This is a genomic window from Cobetia sp. cqz5-12 (genome assembly GCF_016495405.1).
GTDB lineage: Bacteria > Pseudomonadota > Gammaproteobacteria > Pseudomonadales > Halomonadaceae > Cobetia.
Genome location: NZ_CP044522.1, coordinates 876,409 through 893,423 on the forward strand (window position 1 = coordinate 876,409; position 17,015 = coordinate 893,423).

Below are 17,015 nucleotides of genomic sequence, written 5' to 3' on the forward strand. Positions count from 1 at the left end.
GATGAGCGCCACCGTGACTGAGCAGGACCCGCGCGTACAGACCGCACACTCTCTCGCCGAGTATCTGGCCGCCGCCTTGCGCGCAGACCTCGACGTTGATCCGTCAGCGCGTGCGCTGCTGGTGGTTTCCGGCGGCTCCACGCCCAAGCCGCTGTTTGCTGCGCTGCGCGACAAGCCGCTGGACTGGTCGCGTGTCGATATCACTCTCGCCGATGAGCGTTGGGTGAGCGAAGACGCCGATGACAGCAATGCACGCTTCGTGCGTGAGCACCTGCTGAGCGGTGCGGCCAGTGCCGCCACCTTCCATCCGCTGACCAACGCCGAGGCAGAGCCGGAAGTCGGTTACGCAGAAGTGAGCGCTCGCATCGCGGCACTCCCCTGGCCGGCCTCCGCGCTGATTCTCGGCATGGGTGGCGATGGTCATACGGCCTCGCTGTTCCCCGATGGTGACCGCCTGCAGGAAGCGCTGACCAGCGCGGATTGCTGTGTCCCGATGCGTGCACCCAGCGTGCCGCAGGCGCGTATCACGTTGTCTCTCGAGCGTCTGCGCCAGACGCGTCGTACCGTGCTTCATCTCACGGGGACCGACAAGCAGGCCGTGCTGTCGCGCGCGCTGAACGACGTCGAAGCGGTCAGTGAACTGCCGATTCGTGCCTTCCTGTCCGCGCCGCTGGCGCTTTACTGGGCCCCCTGATCAAATCGGCCGCGGCCAGCCACAAGGGAGGTTGGCCGCGGCACAAGGAGAACGCCATGAGCTTTGAAAAACAGCTTCCGTCGACTCGCACCACCGAGATCGACAGCATCTGCCAGAAAGCCTCCGTGCTGCCGGTGATCGCCGTCGAGCGCATCGAGGACGCCGTACCGCTGGGCAAGGCCCTCTACGAAGGTGGCCTGACCGTGCTGGAAGTCACGCTGCGTACCGACTGCGCGCTGGAAGCCATCCGCCTGATGCGTGAAGCGCTGCCCAACGCCAGCATCGGTGCCGGCACCGTGCTGACGCCGGAACAGTATCGCCAGGTGGAAGAGCTGGGTGTCGACTTCATCGTCACGCCGGGCACCACCGAAGCGCTGTACCAGTACGGCGTGACCAGCAGCGTGCCGATGCTGCCGGGTGTCGCGACCGTCTCGGAGCTGATGACGGGCTGGCAGTACGGTTACCGTCGCTTCAAGTTCTTCCCGGCGGAAGCCGCGGGCGGCGTCAATGCGATCAAGTCCTTCGGTGGCCCGATCAGCGAAGCTCGCTTCTGCCCGACTGGCGGCATTTCCCTGAGCAACGCCGCTGACTACCTCGCGCTCAAGAACGTGATGTGTGTCGGTGGTAGCTGGGTCGCGCCGCAGAAGCTGATCGATGCGGGTGACTGGGATGGTATCCGCGAGCTGGCGCGTGAAGCCTCTGAGCGTTTCCACCGCTGAAGCCTGATTTCTGGATGAGTGCTGGCCACTGATCCAGCGGCTGCCTGTCAACGTCCTGCACGCCGTCGTGCTTGAGGCTGACAGGCTGCCAGTACTGCTCTCTCTCGACAGCTTGGCTGTTGCTTGTGACCCGTCTCTCGCGAGGCGGGTCTTTTTTGTGCGCGTCATCTGGCGGGCTGGCGGAATGATTAGCTGATAGGTGGGCCCGGCTGGAGCCGCTTGGCTAGCTGTGACACCTGTCTCAATGCTGCGGCGTGCTCAGCTGTCGGTAGAGGTCATCCAGCAGGGGCAGGGCCAGCCCATGTCGGGTGGCGGCAAGGCGCAACGGGCCAAGGATCGCCTCGACCTCGGTAGGGCGACCGGCGAGCACATCCTGAAGCATCGAAGCGCGATTGTTGGCGGTCGCGCGGATGACCTGCTCGACCAGCGCCTGCCAGCCTTCCCCCGGGGCAGAGATACCTTCGCTATCCAGCACCGTAGCGATCTCCTCGACCGCCTGGCGGACCATCGGGGCAAATGGCCGGTCACGCAGCTGGCCATTGCGAATGCGATAGCGTGCCACCAGAGGATTGATTGCCGCATTGATCGCCAGCTTGTGCCACAGGCGAGTCTGGATGTCCGGCGTCTGTTCGCACGCAAACCCTGCAGCCTTCAGCCACTCACATTGCATGAGGGCGGCCTGGTGGGACTGGCTGTCGGGGTCGCCGTCGCCGTCACTTTGCCATGCGCCCAGCCAGGTGTGACCGCGTCCGGCGTGTTGCACGCCCAGATGTTGGAGTTCATCTGCTGTTGAGCCTGCGTCAGGCGTCGTGCTTGCGCCAGTCTCGGGTGGCAGCCAGGCGCCTTCGGTGGTGCTGGCGCATAGCAGGTTGGCGTGGCGTTCGGCCAGCCACGGCTGAGCGCTCAGGCCATTCTGCCAGCAGGTCACGGGAGTCTCGGGCGTGATATGTGGTGTCAGTTGCTGCCAGACGGCGGGTACGCCGTAGGCCTTGGTCGTCAGCCAGATGGCAGAGGGTTTTCTAGATGACGGGCCTTGCAGTGTGTCAATTGTCGAATATTTTATCTTTGTGCTAACAGTGTGTGATTCTGGTGTGGTCATGTCGAGAATGATCGCTTGTCCCACCATTGCCTGACGCCCCAGCAACAAGACACGCGGTAACGTGGATGCTCCCTGCTCACGCAGCTCTCGCTGACGTGCTGCCATCAGCGAAGCTGCCAACAGGCGCCCGATGGCGCCCGGGCCGATGATCCACAGCCAGTTGTCTTCCGGGTCAGTCATTGTGTGCATATTTGTCATCTTGTTCTGGAGGGCAGAGGAGTGCGTGAGCGCGGGAAAGACCGGTGGTACTTCACCTGACCCGCAGTCAGCTATCGGTCTTGCGTCGTGACGCAGTCGCTCGCTTGCGGGGGCTCTTGGTGTAAGCACTTTTGCGAGAAGCGCCGTCCTTATTGCTGCCAGCAGTGTTGCCAGAAGAGCCGCCAGACGCGCGCTTCTTGTAGGACGTTGTCTTGCGACGCGTGCCGCCCTTGCCACCCCCCTTGCGCGGCGCGGGTGTCGCACCGCCGACGCTGGCCAGTGCCGTGCTCAAGCGGCTGGCGGAGCTATCGGCGAGCAGCGCACGCAGATCCACGATCAGATCGCTCAAGAAGGGCGCTGCCGGGTCGCCTTGCTCGTGGATCATGCTCAGGCGCTGCTCCCACTGTGCGGTGCGCTCCGGACGCGATACGGCAGGCGGCAGCGCATGAATCAGCGCGCGACCGATACGTGTCGAGCGCATCGCCTGGCCTTCGCGCACCAGATAGCCGCGATTGATCAGTGTCTCGAGCATGCCGGCGCGTGTCGCCTCTGTGCCCAGGCCATCCACATCGCGCAGCGTGCGCCTTACCGCTTCATCCTCGACGTAGCGTGCGATGTTCATCATCGCCTGGATCAGGCTGGCATCGTTGAAGGGCTCCGGCGGGCGGGTCTCTTTCTCCTCGATACCACAGTCGAGCACGCAGGCCGGTTCGCCTTCCGTCAGGGCGGGCAGTGGCGGCGGGGTCTTGTCATCGGCGGCTGCGTTCTTGTCAGAGGCCTTCTTGTCAGGGTCTTGCTTATCAGCTGTCTCACTGGCCTCCACATTGCGCTTGAACAGCACCTTCCAGCCCTCGTCGATGACGCTGCGGCCACTGGCGCGGAAGGGCTCCTTGGCGAAGCGCAGTTCGACCTTGACCTCGCGATAGCGATAGGCCGGATAGAACTGGGCCAGCACGTTGCGCGAGATCATGCGGTAGAGGTTGGCTTCATCGCGGGAGAGGCGTGCATAGTCCGGCTCGCGGCCGGTGGGGGCCAGTGCATGGTGCGCGCTGACCTTGCTGTCATTGAAGGCGCGCGAGCGCAGGCTGAAATCGGCGCCGCCACTGAAGCGTTCAAGCTCGCGGTCACCCACGCAGGCACTGATCATCAGATTGGCCATGCCGGCGTGATGTTCGCGCGGCAGGTAGCGACAGTCGGAGCGCGGATAGGTGATCAGCTGGTGACGCTCGTAAAGCGCCTGGCAGGTGTCGAGTACCTTCTGGGCGGGCAGACGGAAACGGCGCGCGGCATCGACCTGCAGCGCCGACAGCGAATAGGGCAGCGGCGCGGGCTGTGACTTGTCGCTGGCCTCGACACTTTCGACATGGCCATCGCCGAGGGTGGTCAAGGTCGCGAGATGGCGGGCGAGGCGCTCGGCGGGACGGCTATCCAGCAGGCGACCCTTGTCATCGAGTGGCAGCGGGGTGCCCTTGTCCGCCAGACGTTGCAGCCAGGGTGAGCTGGTCGCATGCCACCAGGCCTTGAAGCTGCCCGCCGCCACGCCAGCCTCTATCCACAGCGGGAAGAAGGCGCGGGGCTCGAAGGCCTCGATTTCCTCGTCACGGCGCACGACCAGCCCCAGCAGCGGCGTCTGCACACGACCCACCGACAGCACGCCGTCGTGGCCGGCCTGACGCCCAGTCAATGTCCAGGCGCGGGTCAGGTTCATGCCATACAGCCAGTCGGCGCGCTGGCGCGCCAGCGCCGCTTCATAGAGCGGCTGCCAGCGCTGATTATCGTCCAGCTTGTTGAGGGCACGGCTGACGGCAGGGCGGTTCATGTCGCTGATCAGCAGGCGTTTGACCGGCCCGCGCCAGCGCATGTGCTCCAGCACTTCCTGCACCAGCAGCTGGCCTTCACGGTCGGGGTCGCCGGCATGCACGACCTCATCGGCCAGCTTGAGCTGCTCGCGGATGGTCTTGAGCTGACCGCGCGCCTGGCTGCGTGGCTTGAGCTTCCATTGCTCGGGAATGATCGGCAGGTGGTCCAGCGACCAGCGCTTGAAGCGCTCGTCGTAGTCATCCGGCGGGGCCTGCTCCAGCAGGTGGCCGATGCACCAGGTGACACGGGTGTCACCGGCATCGATATAGCCGTCGCGCTTGCTTGAGCGTCCGGGCAGCGCCTCGGCAATGGCGCGGGCGAGGCTGGGCTTTTCGGCGATGATCAGGCGCATCGGGCATCCTGCGGTCAAAGGCTGTCGATATGATGATCCATACAGTATGCCGTTGGCCCGAGGCGGGGATCAATCGTCGTCGAGCGCGCGACGTGCCTGGACGAGGGCGCGATACCAGTCGCGGTTGGCGGTCTGGATCAGCGGGGGGCGATTGGAGAGATAGCTGACCGGGTGGTGATCGGCGGGCTGATAGTTGCTGAGCATGTTGAGCGTCGCTTCACGGGCGCCGAAGGTATCGCGCAGGAACTCGATGGCCAGCGGCTCCAGCTCGACGCGGTAGTGGCGTACCAGCGCGATGGCCAGTGATTCGGCGGTGCGTGACAGGTCATCGTCGATCTCGCGCACCATGGCGCTGCCCAGGGCCGCCTTGGCCGCCGCGGACTGATTGGGCTCCAGCTGGCCGAAGTAGGCGGCGTTGGAGCCATTGATGGCGCGCTGCACGGCCGGGCGTGACAGGTGTATGTGGGGCTCCAGCGCGAGGGCGATCTCGACCGCCATCGCCTTGGCCTTGTCGACACCGACCCGCAGCACCGTCTCGCGCGCCTGATAGGCAATCTCGCTGTCGACGCGCTTGATGCGGCTCTCGTTCAAGTGATCGGCCAGATGCTTGCAGACCTCCGCCTTGGCTTCATCGTCCAGCGCGATGGTCTTTTCCTGAATGCGCAGACCGCGACGGCCCGGACCGACCCGCAGGCGTGTAGCGTCATCGGACATCTGCGAGGCGATGTTCTCCCAGCGCTTGGACATCTTGAGGAAGACGGCGTGGCTGCGTCCGACCTGCTCGTAGGCATTGGTCACCGTCTTGTAGAGGCGGATGGCGTTGGTGAGGATGTCGGCCCGCGAGCGCAGCGCGGCGCGGTGTTCACGATCGCCCTCATTGACCGCGATCGCCAGATGCGTCACCTGCTCGGCAAGGGCGTCCATCGCCTGGGTAGAGCGCTCCAGCAGTACCTCGGCGCGCAGGCCGGAGGCGGCGTCTTCCACCAGGGTGCCGGACTGCTCGGCCAGATAGACCGTCAGCGCCTTGAGGCGTGACAGGCCGGTGGCCTGACGAATGCGATACCGCGAGCGGGCATGCTCGAGGTTGTCCAGCGCGCGCGCCAGCTTCCAGCGGCCACGGTATTCGAAGGTCAGCAGCGGAATCTTGCGCCCGCTGATCAGCTCGAAGGCCAGAATCAGCATCTCCTCCACGTCCTGCAGGGTCATCAGCAGGTCGTTGTCCTGCTCGATGGCCGCCAGCACACGCTCGATGAAGTTCTCGTCACGCGGCACGCCGCTGTGCAGGTCGGGCGCGCGCCCTTCGAAGCGCTCACGCAGCAGGCCAATGGCCTCGGGGGCCAGTTCGGCCAGCTCATTGAACTGGGGTTCGAGCCATTCGCGGTTGAGGCTGTTCATGTCGCGGATGCGCGCATGCAGGCCCACGCGACGGTAGACGTCGATCTGGCTGATGATGCGCGCGGCATCACGGTCATCGAGCAGCTCCAGCGCCGCCAGCTCGACCCCCTCCGGCGCGAGATCCTGCTTGCGCAGCAGCATGGCCGCCGCTTCACGCCGGCGGGCATCGCCTTCGAGGCTCTCGACGATCAGGTTGCGCGTGGCAAGGATCAGCTCCGGCACGGTGTCGATGACGCGCTCGATCTTGGCTTCGGTGCGGTCATAGCGCCGTGAGCTGGTCAAGTTATGGGCGATGTTGGCCACGATGCCAGCGACACCGGTGATGACGGTGTAGGAGATGAAGAAGATGTAGTTCTCGAAGGTCGGTTCCTTGCCGTAACCGAGCAGATAGCCGCCCCAGGCGCCGATCAGCGTCACCGGGCCTGCGGTCCACAGGATCTGCATCAGGCTCACCGACCAGGGCACACGCTCCACGGCCTGGGTAATGCGGCGAATCTCGTCGCGGCCCTCACGCTCCAGACGCACCTGGGGCGCGTCATTGGCAGTGTTGGCTCGGGGACGAAAGGGGCTCGGCAACAGCAAGGCAGGCTTCCTTGATTGAACGGGGTGGGGCTTCTGGCGCGACATGGGCTGCCGAGAGGTTCGTGAGCACGAGCCTCGAGCGCAGCGCGGGGCAGAGGGTGTCGTCAACAGTAGCATTGGGCAACCTTTTGGCTCCAGTGAGCAAGGGCCGCAAGCGGGTCGAGCGTGGTAGAATTTCGCCCGCCACTGACTGGCCAGCGGGTCTCGCCAGGTCGTCAGGCTCACGCTAGGACATCAAAAAGCTCTGGAGGTTGTGTGGAACGAGACTTGGAAGCAGGAAAGGGGGCAGGTGACGGGGCTGAAGTCGTGCTGCTGGACGGCGGCATGGGCCAGGAACTGGTGCGTCGTAGCGGTCGTGAGCCGACCCCGCTGTGGTCGTCTCAGGTGATGCTGGACCAGCCTGAGCTGGTGCGTGACCTGCACCTCGATTTCATTCGTGCCGGCGCGCGCGTCATCACGCTCAATACCTACACGGCCACGCCGCAGCGTCTGGGTCTGGCGGGTGTCGGCGAGTCGATCGCGGCCATTCATGCTGCTGCTGGCAAGGCCGCGCGGGATGCCATCGCCCTGAGCGGTGAGACGGATGTCCGCGTGGCGGGCTGCCTGCCGCCGCTGGTTGCCACCTATCGCCCCGATGTCGCGCCGGATGCTGACGAGTCCCTGGCCAGCTATCGCCGCCTGGTGGAGTTGCAGGCGCCGCTGGCCGATATCCTGCTGTGTGAGGCGCTGTCTTCCTGCGTCGAGGCGCGCGCCGCAGCCACCGCAGCACTCGAGAGCGGTTTGCCGGTGTGGGTCTCGCTGACGGTGAAGGATGATCTGACCGCGACCCTACGCAGCGGTGAGCCGCTGGCCGACGCGGTCAGTATGCTGCAAGCGATGGGCGTGGACGCGATCCTGATCAATTGCAGCGCGCCGGAAGCCATTCAGGGTAGTCTGGAAAATCTGCTGGCCAGCCCGCTGCCGACCGGTGCCTATGCCAACGGCTTCACCTCGATCGCGGAGCTCAATCCCGGCGGCACCGTCAAGGACCTCAAGGCGCGCGAAGACCTGGGGCCGGAGCAGTACGCGGCGCATGCGCTGGGGTGGGTCAATGCCGGCATTCGAATCGTCGGCGGTTGCTGCGAGGTGGGACCGGCGCATATCGCCTGCCTGGCCGAACAGCTCAGCTCAGCAGGTTATCGCTGCGTCAGCCGCTTGAGTGAGTGAACGATGAGGGGCGAGGCTTCCTCGTGATAGACTTCGCCCCTTGATTCGCAGGTTCTGACGGGCATCGCGCCTGAGGAAACGCCGAAGTGAACGCCGAGGCGACGACCGGGATGCGGTGCCTGCAGGGCTGTGAAACGCTTTTTTAGGGAGATGCCATGCTTGCCGAGTGGGTCGAACGGCTCTTGAGTTACGCCAGTGGGGCACTTGATGCCATCCGCGCCGATGAATCCTTTCCTGCCTTCATGCAGTGGGCGCATTCGGAGGGCGTGAACTACAGCGGTGGCGACGAAGCGCTGGCGGTAGCGCTGGCGCCGGTGCTGTGGAGCCAGACTCCGCTGGTGCGACTCGACTTCGCGCGCGAGTCATTGGCACCGCCCGGACGCAACGAGCCTTGCTGGTGTGACTCGGGTCGCAAGTACAAGCAGTGCTGCGACAAGGTGCAGCTGCCGGCGATTCCGGATCACCTGATGTGGATGCTGTCGCTGCGCGAGTTCAAGGGTGAACAGCTCAAGGCGGCGCTGGCCTCCGGTCTCGCGCCGGCGCAGGCGCTGCTCGAGGCGGGACTGATCAGCGCCGAGAGCGGCAATCGCGGTCGGGCTCAGCAGATCATGGAGGCGCTGTTCGATACCAGCGACTGGTCGCGTCTGCCCGAGCAGGCGGAGCCTGGCTTCGAGCTGCTGCTGGATCTCTATCAGGAGCGCGGCTTCACCCGCAAGAAGGCGCTGCTGCTCGATGAGGTGCTGGAGCGTGGTCCTGCCTTCCTGCGTGGCGTCGCCCTGGAGCATCAGTGTCTGCTGCATCTGGACAGCGATGATCTGGGCTCGGCGCGTGCCGCCTTCATTCGTGCCCAGCAGACGCTGCCCGATTCGCCGACGCTGGCGTATATCGAGGCCATGCTGCTGTTGCATGAAGGTCAGCCGGAAGAGGCGCAGGATCGTGCGCGCTTCTGGTGGCGTCGTCTGTCCAAGCAGAAGGACATCGAGCCCGGTCAGCTGGAATTCCTGGCGGATCTGGCCGAAAACCCGCGTGCCACCCTCGCCGAGCAGATGGTCAATTCCGATGAGTCGCTGTCGGATTCACTGGCTGCACTGCAGGCGTTGTTCGAGGTGATCGAGCATCCGCCGCGCCTGGCGCTGGAATCGCAGGACGATGGCAGTCTGCTGTTCCGTCAGAATGCGGAGCAGGCCGTGACACTCGGGCTCTGGGAGGCGGTCTTCCCGGCGCGTATCGAGGAAGAGGCGGCGCTGGCGCTGGACATCGATCCCTGGGAGGTCCAGGACCCCAACGAGTGGTTGCAGCAGCTGTGCGCCAGCCCCGAATGGCTGGACGTTCCGGCGGTGTGTCAGGGGCTGATCCTGGCGCTGGCCAGTCGCTTCGGTAGCCTGCCGTGGATGTCGGATACCTTCTTCGTGCCGTTGGCACAGCGCTTTGATCGTTGGCTCGATCAGATCGAACAGGCCGGCGGCCTGCTGCGCTGGGAAGATGGCGACAACGCCCAGTTGCTGCGCTGTGGCTTGGGGCTGGTGATCGGCATGGAGCGCGGTGAGCGTGAGCGTTCGCGCCAGCTGGCGGAGCGCCTGCTCAAGCTCGACGAGGAAGACAGCCTCGGTCTGCGTGAGCTGGTGCTGGATCAGCTGCTGCGCGAAGGCCGCAACGACGAGGCCGTGACCCTCGCCGAGCATGATATCGAGCGACGTGCCGTCGATGAGGAAATGCCGCTGCTGGGCATCCTGATGGGTCAGGTGCTGGCGCTCTATCGACTGGGTCGCGACAAGGACGCCGAGCAGGCACTCGAGATCGTGAGGGAAGCCAATTCGCATCTGATCAGCTTGCTGCTGGCGGAGCATCCGCGGCCGGTGAGTCTGGCGGTGGAAGCGCCGGAACCCGGCACGCGTGGCGAGGCCTGGCAGTACCGCACCCTGATGCGCGACCAGTGGAAGCGCAGTGAAGGCGCGCTTGCCTGGCTGGCCAAGCATCGCTGAGCCGGTGTCAAAGGCCGCTCATGCTGCCTGACGAGTGATCGCAAGCGCTCGCATGACAACACTTCGTGTGACAAGGCCGCGTATGACGAGGCCCGTATGAAAAACCCCGCAGTGCCTTGGCACTGCGGGGTTTTTTGTATCTCGACCTGTATCAGGAGGAAGCGTGAACGGGTGTGATCACTGCTGCTTGCCTTGCTGGCGCAGTCGCCAGGCTTCTCGAAGGGCGCCGCGTAGCCCCGGCGTCTGGCCGACCTGGATGGCCTCCAGCGTCGCGGCGAAGGCATCCGGTGTGGCGCGCCAATCCGGGGGCTGAATGGCGCCTGCACTGCTGATGCCGACCCTGTCCAGTGGTGGTGGCGAGCGTTCGGGCAGTGCCCCGAAAAGCCGCATGCGGCTGTCCTGCACCTGACGCAGGCGATGGCGAAGCTCCTTGTAGCGCGAGCCGAAGGGGCGTGTGGCCAGGGTGATCAGGGCCGCCAGAATCCGCTCTTGCCATTCTGGGCGTGCCGGGTTGCGGTAGGCGACCCCGCGTTGCGAGGCGGCGCCTGCCTGGCGGCGGTCCTTGAGCCAGTGCGGGGCCGTCCTGTCGAGTGCCTCGCCCTCGAACAGGATACCGGCGTTGACCTGCTGGCCACCGTGCACGCGAGTGAAGGGCAGGATGACGCAGTCCTCGAGCATGGCGCCTTCTTCCACGTAGCTGCCCTGTTCCAGACAGCATTGCCCCTTGAGCAGCACGCCGGGCTCCACATGGGTGGTGATGCCGGCGAAGCCGCCAGTGAGGCGCGATTCATCCAGGCGCGTGGCGCCGGCGGCGTAGTAGACGTGGTGCAGGTCCTGCTCGCCGGGCAACACCCCACGTTCGCCATGCGGTGTCAGGCCTGGGTCAGCGGCATCGAGTGCCTGCATCACCAGGGTGTGATAGTGCGACAGCGAGGCCAGCAGGGCAGGCCCCAGCCCGAGATTGTCGCGCAGTTCAGGCCAGTGCAGGCGAGCGAGAGACGGGTCTGCCACGCTGGCTGGATGGCAGACCGGCGCGCCCGACGCCATGGCCTGCTCGCTGATCGCGAGACTGTCATCCTTGAACCACTCCGGCATCAGCAGCACATCGGCGCGCAGCACCGGGGCGGGCAGGGCGGCCATGGCGCCGAGCCGTTTGATCTGCTCGGCCGGGTCTCGCTCGCCGGGCATCGGCAGAATGTCGAGATCGATGCCCCAGCGTGAGCCATCGGCGATGCGCGCCCGGAACCACTCAGGGTCACGGGCGATGATCAGGCTGATGTGCGTCACGCCTCGCCCGACCAGCAGGTCGAGGTTGCGCTCTAGCACGCTGCGTCCGGCAATCGGCAGCAGGGCTGGCGAGTAGCGGCGGTCAATCGGCGCGACTTCCTGGCCGAGGCGGTCCGCCAACAGGATCACATGCATTGCACACCTCCTTGGCATGAGTCATGACACTGGTGCAGCGCAGCATGAATGAGAGAGGGAGTCTCGCGCATCAGTAGGCTCCACGGCTGGTCAGAACGGCAGGAATCGTGCGCAACAGCAGCTTGATGTCTTCCTTGATGCCCTGACGATGCAGATAGAAGAGGTCCAGATGGATCTGTTGCTCGAAGGACAGATCCGAGCGTCCCGAGACCTGCCACAGTCCGGTCAGCCCCGGGGTGGCATCCAGACGCATGCGCGCGCGAGCCTCATAGAGCGCCACCTCGCGGGCCAGTGCCGGGCGTGGCCCGACCAGCGCCATCTCGCCGCGCAGAACGTTCCATAGCTGCGGCAGTTCATCGATGGACAGCTTGCGGATCACGCGACCCACCCGCGTGATGCGCGGGTCCTGCTTCATCTTGAACAGCACGCCACCTTCGCTCTCATTGGCGGCCTGCAGTTCGCGCAGACGCTCTTCGGCGTCGATGTACATCGAACGGAACTTCCACAGCTTGAATGGCTTGCCGTGGCGCCCGATACGCTCCTGACCGAACAGCACCGGGCCTGGCGATTCCAGGCGGATGGCCAGCACCGTGCCCAGCAGCAGAGGTGACAGCACCAGCAGCACGCTGCTGGCACCGACGATATCCATGGCGCGGCGCGCGCGCGGAGTCAGCCAGTTGCTCACTCGCCATCGAAAGTGGCGCCAGTTGGAGCGTGATTTCATCCACAGGCCGCGGCCGGGAATCGCCTCTTCCCCATACTTGCGCACGCTCATCAGAAAGCTCGGGTTGCCAAGCACGTAGCGCTTGAACATGCGGCGTGGCTCCATCAGCAATCGCCAGGCCCATTCCATGCCCAGCCTGCGCAAGACGCCCGGCGCACGCGGGATGCGCTGGGAATAGAAGTCGAACAGACCGCCGACCCCCATGACCACTGGCACCTCGAGTCGCTCACGGTAGGTCGAGATCCATTTCTCCTGCGCCGGCACGCCCATCGCCACCAGCAACAGGTCGGTGCCCTGATTGATCTGCGCCAGTACGTCGTCGATGATTTCCGGGCCGATGAAGCCGTGATGTACACCACTGATCTGGAGCGTCGGCCATTGTTCGCGGAGCTTGTCGGCCATTTTGTCGGCCACGCCCGGGGCGGCACCGAGCAGGAACAGGCGCTTGTTCTCCGCCACCAGCATGTCGCACAGGTGGGGCAGCAGATCGGTGCCATTGAGGTTGGCTTCAAGCTCCTGGCCGAGCATGCGGCAGGCCATCTTGATGCCGCTGCCATCGGGCAGCAGCAGGTCGCTGTCATGCAGCACCTGCAGGTAATAGCGATCGACCTGGGCCACGTTCAGGCAGTGCGCATTGACGAAATTGACGGTGCGCGGTTGCGGATCGCTGATCCAGCTCTTGAGCAGGCTCAGGCAGGTGTCGAGACTGGTGTTGACGAAGGGCACCCCCAGCACCTTGACGTGAGGCAGCGTCTTGACGCGCTCAGTGGTGAAGAGGGCTTGATCCAATGGCTGGCTCATCATGGCGACTCCACTTCATGAGCGTCCTGCTGTTGATTCGGTCTGGCCGCCTGCGGGCGCGGCGCATTGTCGATCTTCTTCTTCTGCGCCTTGCCGATGATCCCCTGGGCGAGCCCTTCACAGCGCAGATAGAGACTCTTGGGCATCACGCGCAACATCAGGGCGGCCCCTGCCGTGGCAGCGGTGCGCCCGAATTCCGCCTTCCAGAGTCCCGGCCATGCCTTGATGGCGCGGCGGCAATACTCCCAGGCAGCATCCCCGTCACGCAGGCGAATGGCCTGGCGCGCCAGATAGCGCAGCTGATAGGCCTTGGCGCGCGGGTACCACTCGGCGATGAAGTCGGGGGCGTAGGCGCGGGTCAGCTCGACGATGGCCTGCCAGCTCTGGTATTGGCGCTCCAGTTGTGCCGAAAGCCCGCCCTCATTGAGCCGGTAGCGGGTCAGTGGCTCGGGAATGCCTTCCACCGTGGTGCCGGTCTTGAGGGCGATGCGCGTCCAGCACTCGATATCCTCGCTCTGGCGCAGGCTCTCATCGAAGTAGCAGGGCAGCACGCCCCCCTCCTTGACCTCACAGTCGAAGGCGATGGCCTCGAGAATCTCGCGGCGGATGACCGGTGCCGAGCCATTGCCCACCGGGTTGCGACAGAACAGCAGCCCCGGCGTGATGTCGGTCAGGCTCGGCATCTGGTAGTAGTCCAGCGGCTCGCCAGCGGCATCGATGAAGGCCGAGCGCGAGAAGGACAGGCCTACCTCGGGGCGTGCCTCGAGGTGCTCGCGGTGGCGCGCAAGTTTCGCGGGCTCCCAGATGTCGTCGGAGTCCAGGAAGGCCAGGTAGCGACCCTGTGCGGCACGCACGCCGGTGTTGCGCGCCCCGGCCAGACCGCGATTGACCGGATGAGAGATCAGCGTGATGCGCGGGTCGTCATAGGCCTCGCAGATCGCCCGGCTGCCATCGGGGGAGCAGTCATCGATGATGAGCAGTTCAAGATCGCCATCCTCCTGCGCCAGCACGCTGTCGATGGCGGACGCGACGAAACGTTCGACGTTGTAGATCGGCATGATGACCGAAAAGGTCGGGGTCATGGTCTGGCCTCCTGGACGTCCCTGTCTGGGGAAAGCGATGCGGTGGATGCTGCGTGAGGTGTGTCTGGTGTGTCTGGTGGCGGCGCATCTGTCACCCGGCCGTCCTGAGCGAGGATCAGCCGGCGTGTCCACAGGTAGCCGGGCAGGGCGGCCAGGCTGATGCCGACCAGAATGCCGGCTGCGACGCCATTGATGCCGAAGGGCACGCCAGCGAACATGCCGATGCCGAGCATGACTGTCATGAAGATCTGCAGCTTGAGATCTGCCCCGGGCATGCCCTGGGCACGCAGTAACTGGCCGCAACTGTCGAGCAGAATGCGCGGCAGGGCGGAGAGGCAGATCAGGATCAGGATCGGCAGGGCGCCACGCTCGACCCAGGCTTCCCCGAACAGGATCGGCACATACCAGGGCGCCAGCAGGCTCTGGGCGATGATGGCGGGCAGGGCGACCAGCGCGAACAGGCGCATGCCGTGGTGCATGCGTGCCAGTCGCTCACGCGAGGTCATGTCGCCGCATAGCTGCGGGAAGATGGCGGTGGAGTAGGCGCGCAGGAGGCCAAGGCTGATGCCGAGTCCGGCATTGAAGGCAAAGAAGTAGACGCCGAGCACGTCCATGACGAACAGGGCACCGACCAGCAGGTAATCCATCTGCTGACGCAGCACCGAGACCACCTCGACGCCCATCATTGGACGCGCGAAGCTCATCAGTGGCCGCGACCACAGCGTGGTGGGGCGCTCATCGATGCGCCATGATTCGCACCAGCGGTAGGTCAGGGTCCAGATGGGCGTCACGATCAGCTTGGGCAGGATCAAGGCCCAGAACCCGGCACCCATGGCGGCCAGCAGCATCACGCCGACGGCCTCGCCGATGCTCTGGCCCATCTCGATGCGCGCCGTGATGTGCAGGCGGTTGCTGCGCAGAATTCGCGCCGCATTGATGGCGGCGGGGGGCAACATCGGGAAGATCAGCGCCAGCGCCATCAGCGGCAGCGTCAGATCGGGAGCGTCATAGAGGTAGGCCAGCAGCGGGGCCAGTGCCATCTGCAGCACCATCAGGCCTAGGCACACCACCCAATTGAACCAGTAGGCATCGCGGCACAGGCGTTCATATCCCTCGCGACCGGCCTGCACCAGGGCGGGTACCACGGCGGCATTGGAGATGGCGTGCATGATCTCGTGTGCGGTGAGCACGATGGCGGCGATACCGAAGGACTCCGGCGCGATCATGCGCGCCGCCACCAGGGTCGCGCCCAATCGCGCGATGCGGTGCACCCCTTGCGACATGCCCATCCAGGCCAGATTGCGGATCAGGCGGCCGTTGCCACCGTCTCCGCCACCTGACAGGCGTGTCTTGAGTCGCGTGATCACACCCATCGCCTGGCTCCCTGGCTTGTGGTGCCCTTTGAAGGCATCTGGTCTTGTCAGTCATGCTTTTGAACGGCTGGTGTAGCCACTCTAGCGCAATGTACTGATGAATTGGCGTGATCTGGCGCAGCCTTGTTCCACTATCCCGTGATCGGACTAGGTTGCCGTGTCGTTGCTGGCGGTATCGGCGGAGGCGGGCGCTGCCCTTGAAAGCGGCTTCTCCACATCTACCGGCCCCATGTTGTGGATATGCCCTTCGCTGGCGGGCAGGCCTGCCAGCTGGTGCGCCTTGCCGATCAGGATCAGTCCCGGCCAGATCAGGTAGGCAAGGATTTCCAGATTCTCACCGAAGGAGTAAACGAACAGCAGGCCGACCATGATCAAGCCCAGCTGCACGACAGGGCGGCCGACCACGAATCGCAGCAGATGCAGCAGGCTGACCAGCATCGGGATCAACAGCGCGAACAGGCCGAAGATGCCCTTGACGAACAGGAGCCCATACCAGCTGTGGTGTGAGCCGATCGGCATGTACTCCACCAGGTGTGGGCCGCGCTCGACGATGCCGTGGCCGAACCAGGGTGCCTCGTTGCGCCAGCGATCCACCGCGATGCGCCCCAGTGCGGCCCGCACGCGGGTCGAGTCCGCTCGCGAGCCCTTGAAGGCGGCGATGAAGTTGTCGATGGCTTCCAGAATCGGTGCGCCGAGAAAGCCGGCGATCAAGCTCGCGCCGGAGAAGCTGAACCACAGCCACGGCTTGTGCAGGCGCTTGAGCAGGAACATCCCGGCGCTGATCAATACCAGTGACACCAGCGCCATGCGCGAGCCGGACATCAGGATCATCAGCACGCTGCCGCCGATGCCGATCGCCTTCCAGAAGGGATGTTTCTCGAGCAGGGCGCAGGCGAAATAGATGCTGGCGACAAAGCCCACCGCCGGCGCCCAGGGCGTGAACAGTCGCCAGCGCGGCATGCCGCTGCCGGGGTCGATTTCATAGAGCGAAACGGCGAAGAATTCCGGCCCCGGCCCGCCGATGGCCTGCAGCGGCGAGACGAAGGGCACCTGGGGCAGCCCCGCCAGCCAGGCGCCGACGAACACTGGCAGCAACAGCATGGTGTGCAGGCAGACATGCATGGCCGCGCGAATGATCACCGCCGGGCGGATCGCCAGGCAGCCGATGATCGGGAAGACCGCCAGCAGCGCCCAACCCTTGGCCCAGCCGATGGAGGACTTGATCAGCTTGCCGGTGCCGAGGTTCTCGATCAGGTGGCCGGCCAGCAGCGAGAACTCCATCACGATCATGCCGATGATCCACACCCACAGTGGCCAGGGCAGGCGGGGGAAACGCTGGCGGCCCTTGAGGTGCAGCCAGGCGGCACGCATCACCAGTGACCATGCCAGCACGGGGGCCAGCACGTAGAGGCCACCGATCAGGTAGAACAGATAGGTCGCGGTGATCGAGAACCAGATGATGCGCTCTTCCGGGGTCTCGGGACGGACATCCGCCTCCGGCCCCGCCTTCAGGGAAAACATCGGCG

At 65.1% G+C, this 17,015-nt stretch carries 12 protein-coding genes; 4 read left to right on the forward strand and 8 right to left on the reverse strand.

Features of this window, described 5'->3' with window-relative positions:
* Position 1: 1 nt before the first annotated feature.
* Together pgl and F8A90_RS03755 are read left to right on the forward strand one after the other, a co-directional pair.
* Positions 2 to 694 (forward strand): 6-phosphogluconolactonase, encoded by a 693-nt coding sequence (gene pgl / locus F8A90_RS03750; RefSeq protein WP_200019048.1) that lies wholly within the window; start codon positions 2 to 4, stop codon positions 692 to 694.
* 56 nt (positions 695 to 750) lie between these two features.
* Positions 751 to 1,413 (forward strand): bifunctional 4-hydroxy-2-oxoglutarate aldolase/2-dehydro-3-deoxy-phosphogluconate aldolase, encoded by a 663-nt coding sequence (locus tag F8A90_RS03755; protein ID WP_043332465.1) that lies wholly within the window; start codon positions 751 to 753, stop codon positions 1,411 to 1,413.
* A 241-nt stretch (positions 1,414 to 1,654) separates the two neighbouring features.
* Here F8A90_RS03755 and F8A90_RS03760 read toward each other — a convergent pair whose 3' ends face one another.
* The 3 genes from F8A90_RS03760 to F8A90_RS03770 form a co-directional block, all read right to left on the reverse strand.
* The gene (locus tag F8A90_RS03760) at positions 1,655 to 2,701 is read right to left on the reverse strand and encodes a ketopantoate reductase family protein (RefSeq protein WP_233593430.1); all 1,047 of its coding nucleotides are present in this window, start codon (positions 2,699 to 2,701) and stop codon (positions 1,655 to 1,657) included.
* 76 nt (positions 2,702 to 2,777) lie between these two features.
* Entirely contained in the window at positions 2,778 to 4,922 is a 2,145-nt protein-coding gene (locus F8A90_RS03765; RefSeq protein ID WP_200019050.1) for a DNA topoisomerase III, read from the reverse strand.
* Between the two features lie 69 nt (positions 4,923 to 4,991).
* Positions 4,992 to 6,899, reverse strand: a complete 1,908-nt coding sequence (locus F8A90_RS03770) for a hypothetical protein (protein WP_043332458.1) — start codon at positions 6,897 to 6,899, stop codon at positions 4,992 to 4,994.
* 267 nt (positions 6,900 to 7,166) lie between these two features.
* On the opposite strand from F8A90_RS03770, the gene F8A90_RS03775 reads away from it, so the two are divergent.
* Entirely contained in the window at positions 7,167 to 8,105 is a 939-nt protein-coding gene (locus F8A90_RS03775) for a homocysteine S-methyltransferase family protein (RefSeq protein WP_233593431.1), read from the forward strand.
* A gap of 155 nt (positions 8,106 to 8,260) precedes the next feature.
* Positions 8,261 to 10,087 carry an SEC-C domain-containing protein gene (locus tag F8A90_RS03780; RefSeq protein ID WP_200019052.1) on the forward strand — a complete coding sequence of 609 codons (1,827 nt, stop codon included), beginning with the start codon at positions 8,261 to 8,263 and terminating at the stop codon, positions 10,085 to 10,087.
* A gap of 177 nt (positions 10,088 to 10,264) precedes the next feature.
* On the opposite strand, the gene F8A90_RS03785 is transcribed toward F8A90_RS03780, so the two are convergent.
* The 5 genes from F8A90_RS03785 to F8A90_RS03805 form a co-directional block, all read right to left on the reverse strand.
* Positions 10,265 to 11,509 (reverse strand): hypothetical protein, encoded by a 1,245-nt coding sequence (locus F8A90_RS03785; RefSeq protein ID WP_200019054.1) that lies wholly within the window; start codon positions 11,507 to 11,509, stop codon positions 10,265 to 10,267.
* Positions 11,510 to 11,579: 70 nt separating this feature from the next.
* Positions 11,580 to 13,034, reverse strand: coding sequence for a WecB/TagA/CpsF family glycosyltransferase (locus tag F8A90_RS03790; RefSeq protein WP_200019056.1), 1,455 nt, complete (start codon positions 13,032 to 13,034; stop codon positions 11,580 to 11,582).
* A complete protein-coding gene (locus tag F8A90_RS03795; RefSeq protein WP_200019058.1) occupies positions 13,034 to 14,116 on the reverse strand; it encodes a glycosyltransferase family 2 protein in 1,083 nt (360 codons plus the stop codon). The genes F8A90_RS03790 and F8A90_RS03795 overlap by 1 nt, the downstream gene beginning before the upstream one ends.
* A complete protein-coding gene (locus F8A90_RS03800) occupies positions 14,113 to 15,489 on the reverse strand; it encodes an oligosaccharide flippase family protein (RefSeq protein ID WP_200019060.1) in 1,377 nt (458 codons plus the stop codon). The genes F8A90_RS03795 and F8A90_RS03800 overlap by 4 nt, the downstream gene beginning before the upstream one ends.
* A 147-nt stretch (positions 15,490 to 15,636) precedes the next feature.
* Positions 15,637 to 17,010, reverse strand: a complete 1,374-nt coding sequence (locus F8A90_RS03805; RefSeq protein WP_200019062.1) for an O-antigen ligase family protein — start codon at positions 17,008 to 17,010, stop codon at positions 15,637 to 15,639.
* Positions 17,011 to 17,015 lie beyond the last annotated feature (5 nt).